This is a genomic window from Prevotella ihumii (assembly GCF_900155655.1).
GTDB classification, from domain to species: Bacteria; Bacteroidota; Bacteroidia; order Bacteroidales; family Bacteroidaceae; genus Prevotella; species Prevotella ihumii.
Genome location: NZ_LT706987.1, coordinates 412,355 through 429,927 on the forward strand (window position 1 = coordinate 412,355; position 17,573 = coordinate 429,927).

Sequence of the window (17,573 nt, forward strand, 5' to 3'; positions counted from 1 at the left end):
ATTTCTTTTGCAGGCATACGAGCGTTGCTTGCGTAAGTATGGAAATAAAGTACGGCAAGGAGGGTACGGCTTCATTGCCGTAAGCGCCCCTGCCTTTTACTGTCGTGATGTTTTAAGATTTTGAAAATTTGACAACTTTGCTTCCTATTTTGGCTATATATTCGCCAGCAGGCAGTGTGTTTATACAGATAGTCTTGTTACCTCTTACCGCATGGGTTGCCACCAATTGTCCTGTTACGCTGTACACGCAAACTTGCTCCGTGCCATTGTTTGTTGCTCCCTCTATGATTAAGCAGCCATTGCTAAAGCTTATGTTCGCTTGGTCATAGGTGATTTCTGCGATGCCATCCGTTTTCCCCTCTACTGCCGTGTTTTTTTCATAACTACATTCGGTGTCATCCGAAGATTCGCTCACGGGAACATGCTTAAAAGCCTTGTTGAGCGGAAGGTGGTTGAAGTACAAACAGTTGCGCGGACCTAAGTAAAGGCGGTCTCCTTCTGATTGCGCCAAAGGAATGAACGTATGTGCGGCATCGTACTGTTCATCGCCTTCATCACCATAGCTGAATGTGTAAGGGAAATCTTCTGTTCCTGTGTTCTTGATGTCTCCATTGTCATCGTACACATACTTTAGCTCCATGATTGTGCGATCCGTCGCTTCTTCTCCTGGAATATATTTCAAACCTACCATGCGGTCGTCAATGTTTTTATCGTATTCAAACACTTCTTTCCATACATTGTTGCCGTTGCTCATCATAAAACTAAAGATCTGCTCACGTCCCTTGTCATCATAAGTAATGGTGGTATGGCGATCTGCGAAATCTTCCAGTTTCAGATTCTTCTCGTCAAACTGCACGTCATTGGTTTTAATCACGCGCATCTGTGCATCGTACTCGTATGTAGAACGTACGTCTTCCATCAATACAAGGTTCCCCTCTTTATCTAGTTTTAACGTGTATCTGTGATAGGTCTTGATGAATCCGTTGTTGTCACGATCGTAAACGTCACGTCGGTCTTTTTGCTGTCCGCCATCTGGCTTGACGGTATAGCGTGTTTCTTCTTTCAAATAGCCATTCGAATCATAAGCGAACTTGATGACTTCTGTTGGTTTATCATCTTTGGTAGATTCTACTTCTGTCAGAAAGCCATAGTCATCATATTTATATTTGAAGACTTCTGAACCTCCGAACGTACTCCATTGTGCAAGACGATGCGTGTGAACTTTTGGAATAGCTCTGTAATAATTGGGTGCTTTCTTACTTTGGGCGTTAATGCCTAAACTCAATACTGCCAAAAGAGCAGGTAGTAAAAATTTTCTCATGTTAATTGTTATTTTATAAAAGTTTAAATGTATCTCTATATCATAGTGCGCAAACCAAATGCGATACGCATATTTGAGTTATGACGCCTTTTGTATTGCAAAAGTACGTCTTATCAATATAATGAGCAATACCTACTAATTGTGGCGTTACTCAGGCATACCTATTTGTAGGTATAAATATAAGTCTGTTAAGGTATTAGCTTGTTTATCAAGTTGTTAGCTTGTTCAACATGAAACTTATAAAATAATTAATCTATGTTCTTTATGTTCAATAGTTCGTTAAAATTTGAGATAATTGTTACGCAGCTTTCCTCTGCCAGCCAAAGAGTTCTTTGATAGTATGACTAATTAACTTTCGGTTCGGTATGCTCCGACACCTGTCGAAAATTAATTTTGCAATGTATGTGCTCGCCATGAGCTCCTTGAAAGAAGCCATGGAATACGGTAGCCCGTTTTCCTTCATCATCACCTTTGCCACATTCTGTGATGCAAATGATGCGTTGTAGGAGAAGTCCAACTGATTCTTGTGCCTTGCCTGGCAATGCGCGAGTCCGGTATACTGCTTGGCANGTTGTCACCTTGTATTAAAGCTCTTCATTTTTCTTCTACCTACAACTAGTTACTTCTCTAAAAAAATCATTTTATCAGCTTATCTTCAAGTGAGCAAAATACATAAAAATAGGTATTTTGCATTTTTTTTCATCTTCGTATCTTTGCAACCAAATTTATAACACTCATTATTCAAACAATTATTAAAATGAAAAAAACAACTATCGCCCTGTTTTTGGGGCTTACAGCCATGGTCTTTACATGGACATCGTGTGACAAATCGGAGGATTTATCCCAAAAGAAAGAGAAAGAAGAACAACATGTGATTAGCAAGCATGCTGATATTTTGTTGCAAGCAGAACAAATGACCAACTACGACAAGTGGGTTTACATTGATTTGGAAAGCGGCAAGCAAGAAACCAAGACAGATTATCGTGAATGGGTGTATGGCATGATGAACCGGCAAACGGGCGAAATGCAACAGATTACCAAAACGATACCCGAGCGTGCAAATAACGAACCAAAGAAGTGGCATATCGCTTTCCACTTGTATGACCCCATGACCAATGGTGGTGAAGTAATGATTGCAGGTAAGGACACTACTTCTGTTGACCAAATCACTGAACTTCCCAAAGGTGGAACATGGACAAAAGACAAGCCTGTATGGATTTTGGTAGATATGGCAGGTATGATGCAGATGCCTCCGACAATGGGATACAGTAAGGGATTTTCTAATCCTAATCTGCACAAGTATATGCGTCGTGTGACGATGGGGCAATATGAAATGGCAAACAAAGGGCGCATCTTTATTGTAAAATTAAAGGATGGAAGTTTTGCAGCCATTAAGTTCACAGACATTACTGATGCGACAGGAAAGAAAAAACAAGTGTCATTCGACTACAAGTTTGTTAAAAAGAATTAAACCCTTGTGAAGATAACCACCTTTCATTCCGCTGATAAGGGCTGAGAGGTGGCTTTTTTGATTAATCAAGGCAGCAATCTATCAAACAGAATATCTCATCCTCGGAAAGGCGTTGTCTCCTATACGTCTTTCACAGCAATATCGCTCACTATATAATAAATAAGGTGAGAAACAAGCAAACTATCAAAGGTAGGTAACCCTCTCATCTCTTTTTTTTCGTTATTTTCATGAACAAAATATTCTTGCTCTGCTTATTCGCAGTACTCCAATTTGTCACGACCTCTGCCAAAGCCGACATTGCATCTTCTCGCTATACTATTCGTGGAACGGTAACCGATGAATGCAACTGTCCGCTGCCAGGAGCGCTCATTGCGGTTTCTGGCACTACCATCAAGCAAGGAACCAACAGCAAAGGCATGTTTGAAATCACGGTCAACGAAAATCGTAATTATGACATTACTGCTTCGTATGTAGGCTTTCAGCCCAAACATGTCATCGTACGCCCCGGTCAAAACGCCAGCATTACGCTGTTCCCCTCGCACACCAACCTGAACGAGGTGGTTGTAACCGGCACTCGTAGTGACCGCCCGTTAAAAGACATGCCTGTGCTGACACGAGTTATCTCGCGGCGCGAAATAGAAACGATAAACGCCATAGACCTTACCACACTGCTGCAAACGGCGTTACCGGGATTGCAATTCTCGTACAATGACATGTCGCAAGCTACCGAAATCACTTACCAGGGTCTGGGTGGAAAGGCGGTACTTTTTTTGCTCGATGGTGAGAGAATCAGTGGAGAGGGTGGTGCAAACAACATAGATTACGGCAGGTTTAACGTAAACGACATTGAACGGATAGAGATAGTGCGCGGCGCTGCTGCTACCTTATACGACAGCAGAGCCATTGGTGGTGTTATCAACATCATTACACGCAAAGGTTTCCGTCCCGTTACCGCTCGCGTTTCCACCCGATATGCAGGGCGAAACGGCGAGATGTATTCGGTTTCCGCAGGTGTTAATCGTAAGAACTTTTCAGCACTCACCTCGTTTGGGTATCGCAAGCGCGAGTCGTATTCCATTGCCGACAGTACAGGTAAGGTGCGTGAGACACGTTTGTCTAATGGGATGGTCGTGCGTGATACGCTGCCTGCTTACCAGTCTACCATTCATGGATACAGCATATTGGACGTCTCTCAAAAATTGTCATATGTATTCAATGACCAGCTACGCGCCGATTTCCGGGGTTCGTACTATAACAACAGGCGTCCGAGCAACGAATACAAAAAACTACATCAGGTTTATACGGATTTGACTTTGAGCGGAAAACTATCATACATACCAACCAGCAATCAGAACATAGAACTGACCGTGATACGTGACGACTATCAGAAAACAAACGTGTTTGACAAGGTTGACCTGAAAGAACATATGTATCGCAACATCAACACAACGGGAAGACTGTATTATTCGGGTACGTTTGGAAAACACACCATAAGCGCAGGTTTTGACTATGTTCGCGAAGACTTAAAACATTATTTCCTGCCAGACACCGCACAAATGCACACAAGTCAATTTTCCTGCTGTTTGCAGGAAGACTGGAAACCATGGCGGCAACTGAACATCGTGGCGGGCGTACGTGCCGACAAGGTTACAAAATATAAGTTGCACTTTACACCCAAACTATCTGTCATGTATCGCCCTTGGGCGTTTGTTACTGTCCGCGCAGGCTATTCACAAGGGTATCGTGCGCCAAACTTAAAAGAGTTGTATCAAGAATGGACCATGGGTGGACTTATACAAATGTATGGCAATCCTAACTTGAAACCTGAAGTGGGAAGCCAATTGTCCGCATCTGTCGAATATGATAAGAATGGGTTAAACCTTTCCCTGTCTTCTTACTATAATAATTATCTCAATAAGATAACTTATGCATATGTTCATCCTGAAAAAAACATGGACATGAGATGGGAAAACGCCGACAGTGTTAGGACGTTTGGGGTGGAGGCGACTGCCAATTACAAGTTTGTCTGGGGGCTGCAACTTGCAGGAGCATATACTTATATTACCGATTATAATAAGAAAAATGGATACAACCTGTCATGGTTGCGTCCACATAGTGCCAAGTTAAGTGCCATATATTCAAAGACTTGGGGAAAGACGACAGAAACATTGTCATTCTACGCCAACTGGGTTTCTGCTCTCTCTGCCTACACTTACAAAAAAAATAAAGATGAGCAGACAGGTAAAGTCGTTGAGAGTTTCACGCGAGAAGATTTTGATGCACGCACTATCTGTTCGCTCAACTTGCGTTCGCAATTACCCCATGGCATTACTATCGGTGTCATGATTGATAATTTGCTGAACTATAAGGAAAAAGCTGTTGATTCAGGATTACAATATCCACAAAATGGTCGTACTTATGTTGCTACGATTTCTATTAATATTGCAGATATGCTCAAGTTATAACCATATTAGAACATGATGAAAAAGAAAATTATCATTGCCGCTATTACAATAATAGTCATTATTTTGGCAACATGGGGATGGAATCATTGGTTCTCATGTACTCGTATTGCATTTGTTAATTATCAAGCCATTGAACTTGCTCAAATTAGTCGCGCAAACGAAAATGGAATGATTAAGATAGAAAATTTAAGTGTAGAAAATCTTGATGAGCTCAACAAATACGACATGGTGTTTGTACAAGCCATGGGATTGAAACTTACTGCTGAACAGCGCAAGCTCATCACGATGGCTGCCCAAAAGGGGATACCCATGCTAAGTACAATGATTACAACTCCTGAAAACGATTTTACAACCATTGACCAGATAAGTGCTGACACCTTGCGGCTGTACTTGGGAAACGGTGGACGACAAAACTATCGTAATCTCGCCTTGTTTGTACGCAAATATATTGACGCTAAAATCTTTAAGGCTCCAACGCCACAACATGTGGTAGAACATATATTAGGGCTGTTGCATCATCGTCCGAAAACAGAGGATAAAGCTGCCGATGATTTGCAGTTTAACTCTGTAAACGAATACAATGCTTACTTAAAAAAGCAAGGGTTGTGGCACAAAGGCGCACCAGCAATAGTGGTAATGGGTCAGATGGGCGAACCTACCTCGTTGATTGCACGATTGGAACAAACAGGAAATAATGTTTATCCTGTTAACGACATTCGAAAATTTATAGAAGAGGGACATGCTGACAGCATTCCTCTGCGTGCAGTTATCAATATGGCACATGGACGAGTTGGTGATAATTTGGTAGCTTTCTTGCAGCAAAAGAACATTCCTTTGTTCGCTCCGCTCAACGTAAACCAGCCTGAGAGGGATTGGCGCAATGACAAACAGGGAATGATGGGGGGATTTTTATCGCAAAGCGTAACCATGCCAGAGATAGATGGAGCTATCCGTCCGTTTGCTCTTTTCGCTCATTATAAGGGAAAAGACGGTCTTGATTATGTAGATGCGATACCCGACAGATTGAACACTTTTGTGAGAACGGTAAACAATTATATTCGTTTGAAAAATATACCAAACAGCAAAAAACGTGTTGCCATTTATTATTACAAGGGGCCTGGCCAAAATGCCTTAACAGCAAGTGGTATGGACGTCTGCTCTTCATTGTTCAATTTGCTCACCACCATGAAGCAACAGGGGTATAACGTGCAAGGTCTTCCGTCATCTGCAGATGGACTTGAAAAACTCATTCAACAGCAAGGAGCGGTTTTGGGTACATATGCCAAAGGTGCCATCACTCATTTCATTCACACAGGGCATCCTGCGCTGGTAAATAAAGAGGAATATGATAAATGGGTAAAGGCTTCTATCGTTGGTGAGAAATATAAAGAAATAGTAGAGAAGAATGGAGAATTTCCCGGTAATTACTTAGCGACAGACAAAGGCGAATTGGCTATACCGCGCATACAGTTGGGCAATATTGTTCTCATGCCTCAACTTGCTGTTAGCACGGAGGGTAATTCCTTCAAGATCGTACACGGAACAGATGCGGCTCCATCTCATGCTTTCATCGCATCTTATTTGTGGATGCAACATGCCTTTAAGGCCGACGTGTTGGTGCATTTTGGTACACATGGCAGCATGGAGTTTACGCCCAAAAAGCAAATTGCTTTGAGCAATGAGGACTGGCCCGATAGATTAGTGGGTTCAATTCCTCATTTATATATATACACAGTAGGTAATGTCGGCGAGGGAGTCATCGCCAAACGCCGTTCGTATGCTTGCTTGCAAACCTATCTTACACAGCCTTATATGAAGAATGACGTACGCACTATGTACAAGGCATTATTGGATAAAATGGATGTGTATCATACCAAAGTGGCTAAAAAACTTCCTGGTATAACGGAAACAGCCTTGCAAGTGAAGGCGATGGTTGTGAAAATGGGCATTCATCGCGACTTACAATTAGATGCGAACCTTAAGCAGCCGTACAATGAGGAGCAGATGCAACAGGTAGACAACTTTATTGAAGAATTGGCAACCGAAAAGATCGGTGGGCATTTATACACGATGGGAGTACCTTATGATACCCAAGGCTTGCACTCTACGGTTATGGCTATGTGTGCCGATCCTATTGCATATGCGCAATTCGCAGTAGACAAGCAAAAGGGGAGAGCATCTGATGTCATGATGAAACAACGTTCTTTGTTCGTACAACGTTATCTTTACCCTGCTCAGAAGTTAGTAGATAAACTTCTTGCAAACCCTTCTCTTGGCAATCCAAAAATGGTGTGCCAAGTATTAGGTATCGCTCCAGCCGAATTGCAAAAAGCACATCATCTTTGCGAGGCACTTAATGCGCCATCCAGTATGATGGCTATGATGCAAGGCATGAGTAAAAAGTCACCGATGGCTAAAGGCATGAAAAAGAACATGAATTCCATGAAAGGAAATATGCCAAAAGGAATGGGAATGGGTGGCATGAGAATGCAAAAGCCTTCGTTCTCATCTCATGAAAAGGATTTCGCGTTTGCTGTTATAGAAGCCGAACGAACAATTATGAACGTGGCGAAATACCGCAAATTGCTGATACAAAGCCCAGCAATGGAATTGAGAAGCATACTTAACGCAATGAATGGTGGGTATACATCACCCTCATCGGGTGGCGATCCCGTGACGAATCCAAACACATTGCCAACAGGGCGTAACATGTATAGCATTAATGCCGAAACAACTCCCAGCGAAGCTGCATGGGAACAAGGTAAACAACTGGCAGAAAACACCATTGCCCTATATCGGCAACATCACCATGACAGCATTCCAAGAAAAGTGAGCTTTACACTTTGGAGTAGTGAATTTATTGAAACACAAGGCGCATCTATTGCCCAAATTTTATACCTTTTGGGGGTAGAACCAGTTCGTGATTTCTTTGGACGCATATCAGACATCAAGCTTATTCCGTCAAAAGAGTTAGGACGTCCACGCATAGATGTAGTTGTACAGACCTCCGGACAGTTGCGAGACTTAGCCGCATCACGTTTATTCTTAATCAACAGGGCTGTCGAAATGGCCGCCGCTGCTCATGATGATAAGTATGAAAACATGGTAAGCGAGGGAGTAAAGGAGACCGAGCGAGTGCTGACAGAGAAAGGGGTTTCACCAAAAGAAGCACGAAGCATGGCTGCACGACGGGTGTTTGGCGGAGTAAATGGCAGTTATGGCACCAACATACAGCCGATGGTAATGAGTAGCGACCAATGGGAAAACCGTTCAGAAATAGCGGATACCTATCTTAATAATATGGGGGCTTTCTATGGCGATGACAAAGAGTGGGAAGATTTTAAACAATATGCTTTCGAAGCTGCCCTTACTCGTACAGATGTCATAGTTCAACCGCGACAAAGTAACTTATGGGGAGCATTAAGTTTAGACCATGTTTATGAGTTTATGGGCGGACTCAACATAGCCGTCACCAAGGCAACAGGCAAAGAACCCGATGCTTACATTAGTGATATGCGCAATCATTACAATATGCGTATGCAAGATTTAAAAGAGGCGGTGGGTATAGAGAGCCGAACTACTATCTTCAATCCTGCTTACATCAAGGAACACATCAAGAGCGGAAAAGAGGGTGCTGATGAGTTTGCCAAAACCATACAAAACACTTTTGGTTGGAACGTGATGCGTACCAACGTGATTGACCAACAGTTTTGGGATAAAATTTATCAAGTTTACATCAAAGACGAATATAAAGTAGGAATACAGAAGTATTTTGAACAAAAAAATCCTGCAGCTCTTGAAGAGATAACGGCCGTGATGCTGGAAGGCGCGCGCAAAGGTATGTGGAAACCTACGCACGAACAAATAAAGACCTTGGCTTCGCGGCACATGGACTTAGTGAACCGCTTTAAACCCTCATGCTCAGGATTTGTGTGTAACAATAATAAACTCCGTCAGTTTATCGCGAAGGAGGGAGCGGACAATGCCGTTCAACAGCAACAATATCTCCGAAACATTAATCAGATAAGAGAGAAGGCTACTGATGGCAAACAGGGGATGACCATGAAGAAGGAAACTCTGTCTGACAACCAGAATACTACCTCTGACTCCGTAAACGGTACGGTTATTATCATTGTCGTACTTATTGCTATAATTGCTGTTGCATTCATTGTGCGACGCAATCGTAAAATGCGATAAAAATGAAGGAAGGCTGTTTCTGAAAAATACCATCTTATGAGTAAATGTGATTATATGAGGGTACATCTTGATTTAAAAAACATGTTAAAAATTCATCATAGATAATTTTCAGAATCAGCAAAGAGCAAAAAAAATAAACAATGAAATTGATAAAATGGTTACTGTCATAGCTATTCTTATGTTATTGGTTTGCTTCAATTTTCTATTGAAGCAAACCTTTGGAACGTGGAAAGGAATTGTAGTATACACCATGCTCATAGCAGTGTTTACGATAAGTACATGGAAAATCGCCATTAACCAATCGCGTACGCATATAGCCGAATGGTTAGCTTCTGAGACGATTATGCAAAATATGGCTGTCATACTCTCAGTAGACATTATTGTCCAATTGCTTTTTTGTATGGTTGCAGCGCGGGAAAAGACAAAGATGCCACAGGCTGCTACGTTTCGTCAAGAAATATATTACGCTATATTACAATGGTGGCCAGGCTTTGCAATCTTTCCTGTTGTTTTTGCCATGCTGGTTGAGTGCATCTTTGGCTTGCCCGGCCTCTCGTTCTCGCTCATAGCATATGTATTGGCGGCAGTATTTGTCGTATCCATACCATTGCTCACTTTTCTGTTGCGAAGACTTTTAGGCGATAGAGACGTACGCTTAGAAATGCTTTTCCTTTCAAATTTAATCGTGGCAATGATTGCCGTCGTGGCAACGGTTCGGGTATCAACGCCACAAAATAGCAATTCGCCAGTTAATTGGTTCGCTACGGTTGGAGTGACTTTGTTGCTTTCACTGGGCGTTTTCTTAGGGGCATTGATACGTTACATTAAAATAAAATAGGACATTGATAAATACATGATTGTAAAAACATCTTGATTGAAAACTAAATAAAAACAAATATGACTTATATTTCAGATTTTCTTTTTTGGATTACCACAGGACTTTTAATTCCTGTCATCGTAATTTTATTGTTGCTCTTTATCCGAGCATTACTTTTGTTAGGGACATTCTTCGGACAGTATCTTGGCATGCGACATACGGTGCGTGTCATTGAAAAGCATTTCGACACTCTTACCGTCGATGGATTGCCCAGTCTCAAAGAGCAGCTGCCTACGCAAAGAACGTCGCCTCTTTTGGTTTACGCGCATCGCATATTAGATGCGAAAGGAAGCGAGCAACACATTGAGAGGTTGCTTTCACAATTTGAAATAGATTATAATAAAGAGATAGGCGCGCCTGCCTTGTTGGCTAAATTAGGCCCACAGTTGGGACTTATGGGAACGCTTATTCCCATGGGACCTGCTCTTGTGGGATTGTCAACAGGCGACATTGCTTCTATGGCGTACAATATGCAAGTGGCTTTTGCCACAACCGTCGTAGGATTATTCTCGGCTGGCGTAGGCATGATAACAATGCAGGTTAAGCGGCGTTGGTTCATGCAGCAGCGCACGCAATTAGAGTTCTTGGCAGATTTAATCTTAGAAAACAAGGAGAGGGTATGAGAAGACGTCGCCGTTATGCATCATCTTCAAACGATGAAGATTTTAATCCCATGAGTGTGGTGGGCAATCTGTTTGACGTGTCTATGGTCTTTGCCGTGGCTCTCATGGTGGCATTGGTAACACGGTACAAGATGCCAGAGATGTTCAGCAGTCAGGATTTTACGATGGTAAAAAATCCAGGTAAGGAAAATATGGAGATTATTACCAAAAAAGGTAAAAAAATAGAGCGTTATACACCGTCCAACGATAAAAGTAATGCCGATGGTTCCAGAGGGAAAAAAATAGGAATAGCCTACGAATTAGATAATGGACAGGTGATATATGTGCCCGAATGAGAACTACTCATGGAAAGTTTTGCAGTAAAAGAATGATTACCGTTATCAGTCACCTTGAATGCGCTGTCGTCAGAAATAGCGATCCCATCTTCGCAGCTGCTTCTTTTCATCGGCTGGGATTCAACCGAACCTCCGCACTCACTGGTGATAGTTACCTTCTTGTCATATAAGCTGCGCAGAATAGTTTCAACAGAAACATCCGAAGATTTCGTCAGTATTGGACACGGCTGGTCGTTGACCAGGAGATTACTCAAAGAAGAATGGCGTTTCGTGAATATAGAACTGAAATGCCAACTGGAAAGAAGTAAACCTTTGTACTGATTGACGCTCTTGCCGTTGATACGGTAATCCAAGTACTTGCCACTGTATGTTAGGGACAGTACGTCGCCTTTGGCAACGGTAAACTGCTTTTGTTCGTCCACTTTTCCTTTAACAATGACCGTAACTGTGGAACCGTTCACAGAGAAACCGAAGTCGGGAAGCCCGCCCAGCCTGATGACTGAACTCATACCTGCATGATAGACGGATGTCATGTCGCTGACACTCCACGAGAAAGTGGATTCAGGAAACTTACCGGGGGAGTTAGCATATGACTCTCCTTTATTTTCAGACATGTTGGCTGTGAGCACGGTACCTCCTGTCTGAATGACATCAACGTGGTAGATACCGGGAAGAAGTTTTTTGATGGTAGCGTGATCAGTAGTCATCAAGCCCGATTGCACAAGGGAGTCTGTAACTAGACCTGAAACAGATTCAGCACGTACCTCATAGCGATAGGATGGATTGCCGAAGAGAACTTTCACATCAATACTGCCGTCTGCCTGTGGCTTACTATCTATGCAGCTGGCTGGCTTTGGCGTCAAACGAGCGAAGACGCCATCATGATAGCCGAAGGTAAATACATCACTGCCGTTACCGTCAGTGTCAAAGAATACGTTATGGAAGATAAACTTACCTCTCTTGGCATCCTGTTCACTGCAACGATAAACACGTACCGTCTCGGGATCCCATTCGCACTTTCCCGTGCCATCAATCAGCAAAAGGGCATTGGATGCGTTTTTAACGAACTGCTTATCTTTCAGCAAATTCGTGGCGAGCTCAATAACATTACCTGTCACACCGAATCCACTGGCGAGAACGTCTCTGATTTCCAGACGATAGGCATTGTCAATGGGACGGATGAAAGCAATTCGCTTTGCTTCGCTTTCAGGAATATCCACAGTATACTTCACATCGCCTTCGGCTGATATGATGAGATGGAGCGCATTGCCTGTCTTGCGGATAATCATTCTTTCTCCTACGTTGATGGCACATAGGGCTTCTGTCTGTGGAATGCCTTTGATGATGGAATATACTTTTCCGTCTCTTATGCGATAGCCGTATACCGTGATGCTCTTCGCTTCGTCCGTGAAGCCCACATCAAAAGGACTGAAAGGGCAAAGCATGGAAATGCTTCCGTCTGTCCCGACAAGGGGCTTGCTGTATGCTACGGCTGTCATGTCCTTGTCATTTTGTAGGAGCGAGGTGAAATGTCCGTCGCGCTCAAAGTAAAACCCACTGCCACCCCATACGGCCGTCGTGTCAGCCGTTTCGTGTATATTGGTGGATGTGAGCCACTTTCGGTTCATGACATGCCAAGAGGAATATTTCTCAGGTATGCCGATGGCGGTGTTAACCCCATTGTCACGCCAAATCATATAGGACCCGTCCGGAATGGGACTGCCATGTTCCTGCCCGATAACTAATAAGCGGGATTCGGAGGAAAGGTTATAGGGCTTGGACTTGTAATAAGTATCATGGAGGGAAGAATACAGAGGTGTTTCCTCATAAGAGGTCGTTGACACGGGCTGGAAAAGCAACTCAACATCCTCACGAGCGATGCCCGTTACGCGGTGATGGTATGCAGCATTAGCTGATGCATCCCAAATGAGATTGCCACGTGGATCAAGGTAGGAACCTTTCAGCGTGACGCCGTACTTTAAACCAAGGTAACTTTCAATTCTAAGCCGCTCAGTATTGGTGAGATGGCGAGAGAATACGATAGCTTCGGGGCTGTAGCCATCAAAGATATTATTGCCAATATCGGTGGTGCTGAAAGCATTTTTGAGATTGACATCCTGACCGTTACAGGTGGAACCAACAGAATAGAAACCTCCACATTTCTCACCCCATACAGAACGCACGGCCTTGTTAGCTTTGATATAGGATACTATCCTGAGGGCACTTTCCTCAAATGTTTCCGTGGCTGTGGTGTCCACACTACCGTAAAGAAGATCTTGTCCGTATTCTTTGCCGTAATCCAACGTACTCGTGCCACTGACACCAACAGCTTTGTCCTTGGACATTAGGACACCGCTACCGGGACGACCACTCAACGTATACAGCACGGCATCCTTTTTGGCATCCGCAGGTTTGTGACAAAAGAGTCCGATAACGGTCGCCTGACCCAATGAACTGTATTTCATCAGGGAAACCTTGGGAGCATTTACTTGGGAGAGGTTAAGGGCAGGGCGGAAGTTAAACGTGCGCACATGCTGCTGGGACTGTATAAATTCCTTTCCATATCGACCGCTCTGTTTGTCCAAGATTCGTGAACGCACGGTATCCCCGGCATAGTCCCTCCAGAAGTAATTGCCAGTTAAATCCGTGTTCATGGGTACCGTCATGTGCCAGAGCTCCGCACCGTCAACGCCACCTGGCGACTGAGCTTCCACATATAGCGGGAAAGATAGCAGGAATAGACATAAGGATAGGTAATAGTTTCTCATAAGCTATTGTGTTTAGTGTCTTTATTTTAGACTTTCAAATAGATTCTCAGGTAAGTCTTCAAAAAATCTTTCTTATATTACAGGAAAATATGACGAAAATATATAAAACCAAATTGTTTACAACAAATTGTTCAGCATCTTTTTTCTCTGATTTTCATAATTTTTCCAATTTTTCCAATTTCATATAGTGAAGTTTTCTATGAATTTCTTGAAATCCGTATATCTTCTTGTGAAAAATTTATATCTTTGCAAACAAGAATAAAGAGTTCTTTGAGGCATTGCAAAAGAAAGAAGGAGAAAGAAACTCGCTCGTTTCCAAGTCGTTCACCTTTTATTATTCTTATTTATGCTTTCCTTTTGTAATCAGCCGATTACATTCGCTTCTATTACTTTTATGCGGAGATTTGCGATTTCCGCACAGCAAAGGATATAGGCATCGATCGTCCCGAAAAAAACGAGATACTCCATAACATTCCGCCGACACCTGAACAGGAGGAGTTTATCGGCAAGTTGATGGAGTTTGCCAAAAACGGTGATGCCACGCTTTTGGGGCGTGCGCCGTTGAGCGAGAGTGAGGAAAAGGCAAAGATGCTGATTGCAACTGATTACGCCCGCAAAAGATTCAAGATATTTGTATCTTTCAGATAATCAATAGAATAAGGAAGTGTAAAGGATAAAAGGGTTACGAGTTGGAAACGAGCAAGTTTCTTACTCTTTCTTTATTCTGCATTACTTCAAAGAGCACTTAAATTGATAATGCAAAGATAATATTTTCTGATGAAAACAGTGTATTTTTAGAGAAATAAATTGTAGATACACCTTAAAATATTCACATCTAATTCTATTGGCACTTATTTATTCAAGTTTTAGTGTTGTTATTATGCTATCAAAGTAAGCATCCAATATTAGCCGCCTTTGTGTAACATTCTTGCTTTACTACCTTTGCCCGAAAAACTTATGTTTGTACTCAACGAAACAAATGTTTTTCGGGTTTGTTGCACTCCTGTGGATATGCGTCAGGGTATTCTTCGCCTGTCCCAATTGGTACGCAGCAATGACTTCAATCCTTCTGATGGTGTTGTCTACGTTTTCTACAATCGAGCCCGTAACCGAATTAAATTGCTGCACTGGGAACGCTGTGGTTTTGTCGTGTATCATAAACAGATGGCACAGGGTTGCCTGAGTCCTAAAATCATACGGGCGAGAGCTGGATTTTATGAACTTCGCTGGGACGAATTGGTACTCTATATTGAAGGTATAAATCCTAATTGCTACCGAAGAAAAAGATACAATAAATCTTAGTATTTTCTTGCCAGTGTCAGATATTTTTTGTAATTTTACATCGTATAAAGAACTGATAATGTGATGGATATGCCTTATTGCACAATGACATCTGACTACCATTCTCTCACTCGGGAAGCTGTTGTTAAACTTCTTGAGCAAAGGGATGCTGAGCTTAAGGACAAGGATACTCAACTCAAGAACAAGGATGCTGAACTTAAGGATAAGGATGCAGAGCTTAAAGATAAGGATGCAGAGCTTAAAGATAAGGATGCAGAGCTTAAAGATAAGGATGCAGAGCTTAAAGATAAGAATGCTGAGCTTAAGAACAAGGATGCTGAGCTTAAGGATAAGGAGGCTGAGCTTAAGATTAAGGAGGCTGAGCTTAAGATTAAGGATGCTGAGCTGGAACGAAAGTCCCGTCGTATTCTTGAACTTGAGCGCATGGTATTTGGCAGGCGCAGCGAGAAACGCCTGCCTGAGAGTGCAAGCGGCTGGGCGGGTACGCTTTTTGACGAACAGTGGGCCAAAGAGGGTTCCCTGGCTCAGGTGGAAGCCCTTCCCATCATCAAGGAGATAAAACAGCAGGCCGGACAACGCAGGTCATCACGCCGTGTGAGCCGTCCTTCCAGAAAGGGTAGAGCCTACGCCTCCTATGTTCCCGAGAATATAGAGCGACAGGTGACGGAGATATATCCAGAGGGTTATGACGCTGAGCGCATGGTCATCATCGGGCATGACAGGAGCGAGCATCTGTGCCTGCGTCCCTCATCCTTTTATGTCAGGGTGGAGGACCGTGTCATCTGCCGTCTGAAGGAAGCCCGGCCAACGGATGCGAAGGTTGACATCCTGGAAGCCCCCTTGAAAAAGCAAGCGGTGGATTGTTTTGCCGACGCTTCCCTGCTCGCCGAAATCATCACCGCCAAATTCGCCTATCACCAGCCCGAGTATAGGCAATGTGAAAGATGGAAGGAACTGGGCGTGAACATCCCCACCTCAACCGTCAACAGTTGGGTTCACGATGCCGCCGATGCACTTTATCCACTTTACAAACTTCAAGTAAGCCAGATCCTGCAAAGTCCTTATCTTCAAGTTGACGAGACCAGCGTACAGGTTGCCGACCGCAAGGGAAAGACGCGCAAGGGATACTTGTGGGGCGTGCGTGACGCCATGCACTCCCAGGGTGTGTTCTTCCATTGGAAGGGCGGGTCGCGGTCGGGCGCTGTGGCAGATGAGCTCTTCAAGGGCTACCAGGGTGCCATACAGTCTGACGGGTATGAGGTCTACAGCAGGTTTGAGAACGTTCAGGGCATCGTGCTGTTAGGATGTATGGCACACGTGAGACGTAAGTTCGAACATCTGGCGGCTGACGATAAGAACGCCGCCCATATCATCGAAACGATAGCCACGCTTTATGAGTTGGAGGAAAACCTCAAACACAAGAAAGCACCACCCGAGGAAGTGGAGACAGAACGAAAGGCTAAAGCTTACCCCATTCTTAAGTATTTGGAGACCTATATGTTGGATGTACACAAACAGTACACCCCAGGCGAAGCTATGGAGAAGGCACTGCGTTATGCCTTCGCCGTATGGATACGCATTGGCAGGTATGTGCAGGACGGACGCTTCAACATAGACAACAACCTTATGGAACAGGCCATCAGACCCATCACGCTTGGAAGAAAGAACTACCTGTTCTGTGGTAACAATGAGGGAGCAGAGAACAACGCCATCTTCTATACCTTCATGGCGTGTTGCAGGGAAGCAGGCATAGAGCCATACAAATGGATGAAAGAAGTTCTTTCAAGGCCCTTGCCAGACATGACGGAGGAGGAACTCACGAAAATGCTACCTTCAAACTTCAAATAACAAATAACCCTTATATGCTGCCAGACATATAAGGGTTATTTATTGGTGTGAAAGGCGGCTAATATTGGATGCTTACAAAAGAACTTCGACATACAGAACAATGACTTCGGATGGTCACATCTGCCCTTTTCCTTTATGGCTGAGAATATGGTTTTCATGATGGTTACCGCTATGCTGAAGAACTTCTATCTCTATCTCGTCCGTCATATCAGCGATAAGGTCAAACCATTGAAAAAGACAAGCAGGCTGAAAGCCTTTATCCTCCATTTTGTCAGCGTACCAGCAAAATGGGTGCGCACTGGAAGGCAGAACGTTCTGAACCTATATACAAATAAAAACTACTACGCTGAGGTCTTCATTGAATAA

Annotated in this window: 11 protein-coding genes and 2 pseudogenes; 10 read left to right on the top strand and 3 right to left on the bottom strand. The window is 43.3% G+C overall.

Going from position 1 to position 17,573, the window contains the following annotated elements:
* Positions 1-112: 112 nt before the first annotated feature.
* Both CZ367_RS01935 and CZ367_RS14660 read right to left on the bottom strand, forming a co-directional pair.
* Positions 113-1,321: a T9SS type A sorting domain-containing protein gene (locus CZ367_RS01935; RefSeq protein ID WP_077195473.1), complete on the bottom strand. Its 1,209-nt coding sequence runs from the start codon at positions 1,319-1,321 to the stop codon at positions 113-115.
* A 298-nt stretch (positions 1,322-1,619) separates the two neighbouring features.
* Positions 1,620-1,838, bottom strand: coding sequence for a hypothetical protein (locus tag CZ367_RS14660; RefSeq protein ID WP_202613106.1), 219 nt, complete (start codon positions 1,836-1,838; stop codon positions 1,620-1,622).
* Between the two features lie 240 nt (positions 1,839-2,078).
* Here CZ367_RS14660 and CZ367_RS01940 point away from each other — a divergent pair, with 240 nt between their 5' ends.
* The 6 genes from CZ367_RS01940 (at position 2,079) to CZ367_RS01965 (ending at position 11,289) form a co-directional block, all read left to right on the top strand.
* A complete protein-coding gene (locus tag CZ367_RS01940) occupies positions 2,079-2,792 on the top strand; it encodes an HmuY family protein (protein WP_077195474.1) in 714 nt (237 codons plus the stop codon).
* A 227-nt stretch (positions 2,793-3,019) separates the two neighbouring features.
* Positions 3,020-5,257, top strand: coding sequence for a TonB-dependent receptor (locus CZ367_RS01945; protein WP_077195475.1), 2,238 nt, complete (start codon positions 3,020-3,022; stop codon positions 5,255-5,257).
* A gap of 15 nt (positions 5,258-5,272) precedes the next feature.
* Complete coding sequence (locus CZ367_RS01950; protein ID WP_077197334.1) at positions 5,273-9,454, top strand: cobaltochelatase subunit CobN; 4,182 nt, start codon at positions 5,273-5,275, stop codon at positions 9,452-9,454.
* Between the two features lie 154 nt (positions 9,455-9,608).
* Positions 9,609-10,292 carry a hypothetical protein gene (locus CZ367_RS01955; RefSeq protein ID WP_077195476.1) on the top strand — a complete coding sequence of 228 codons (684 nt, stop codon included), beginning with the start codon at positions 9,609-9,611 and terminating at the stop codon, positions 10,290-10,292.
* A gap of 59 nt (positions 10,293-10,351) precedes the next feature.
* Positions 10,352-10,954: a MotA/TolQ/ExbB proton channel family protein gene (locus CZ367_RS01960; protein ID WP_025072678.1), complete on the top strand. Its 603-nt coding sequence runs from the start codon at positions 10,352-10,354 to the stop codon at positions 10,952-10,954.
* Complete coding sequence (locus tag CZ367_RS01965; protein WP_025072679.1) at positions 10,951-11,289, top strand: DUF2149 domain-containing protein; 339 nt, start codon at positions 10,951-10,953, stop codon at positions 11,287-11,289. Before CZ367_RS01960 ends, CZ367_RS01965 begins: the two co-directional genes overlap by 4 nt.
* Here CZ367_RS01965 and CZ367_RS01970 read toward each other — a convergent pair.
* A complete protein-coding gene (locus CZ367_RS01970) occupies positions 11,247-14,057 on the bottom strand; it encodes a DUF8202 domain-containing protein (protein WP_144005925.1) in 2,811 nt (936 codons plus the stop codon). The genes CZ367_RS01965 and CZ367_RS01970 overlap by 43 nt on opposite strands.
* A 390-nt stretch (positions 14,058-14,447) precedes the next feature.
* Between CZ367_RS01970 and CZ367_RS16615 the strand changes: the two are divergent.
* From CZ367_RS16615 to CZ367_RS14670, 4 genes and pseudogenes are all read left to right on the top strand, one after another.
* Positions 14,448-14,705, top strand: a pseudogene (locus CZ367_RS16615) (helicase); the annotation flags it as partial.
* A gap of 309 nt (positions 14,706-15,014) precedes the next feature.
* Positions 15,015-15,359: an IS66 family insertion sequence element accessory protein TnpB gene (tnpB, locus tag CZ367_RS01980; protein ID WP_077195478.1), complete on the top strand. Its 345-nt coding sequence runs from the start codon at positions 15,015-15,017 to the stop codon at positions 15,357-15,359.
* An 84-nt stretch (positions 15,360-15,443) separates the two neighbouring features.
* Positions 15,444-17,207: an IS66 family transposase gene (gene tnpC, locus CZ367_RS01985; RefSeq protein WP_237581480.1), complete on the top strand. Its 1,764-nt coding sequence runs from the start codon at positions 15,444-15,446 to the stop codon at positions 17,205-17,207.
* A gap of 66 nt (positions 17,208-17,273) precedes the next feature.
* A pseudogene (locus tag CZ367_RS14670) lies at positions 17,274-17,573 on the top strand (IS1380 family transposase); the annotation flags it as partial.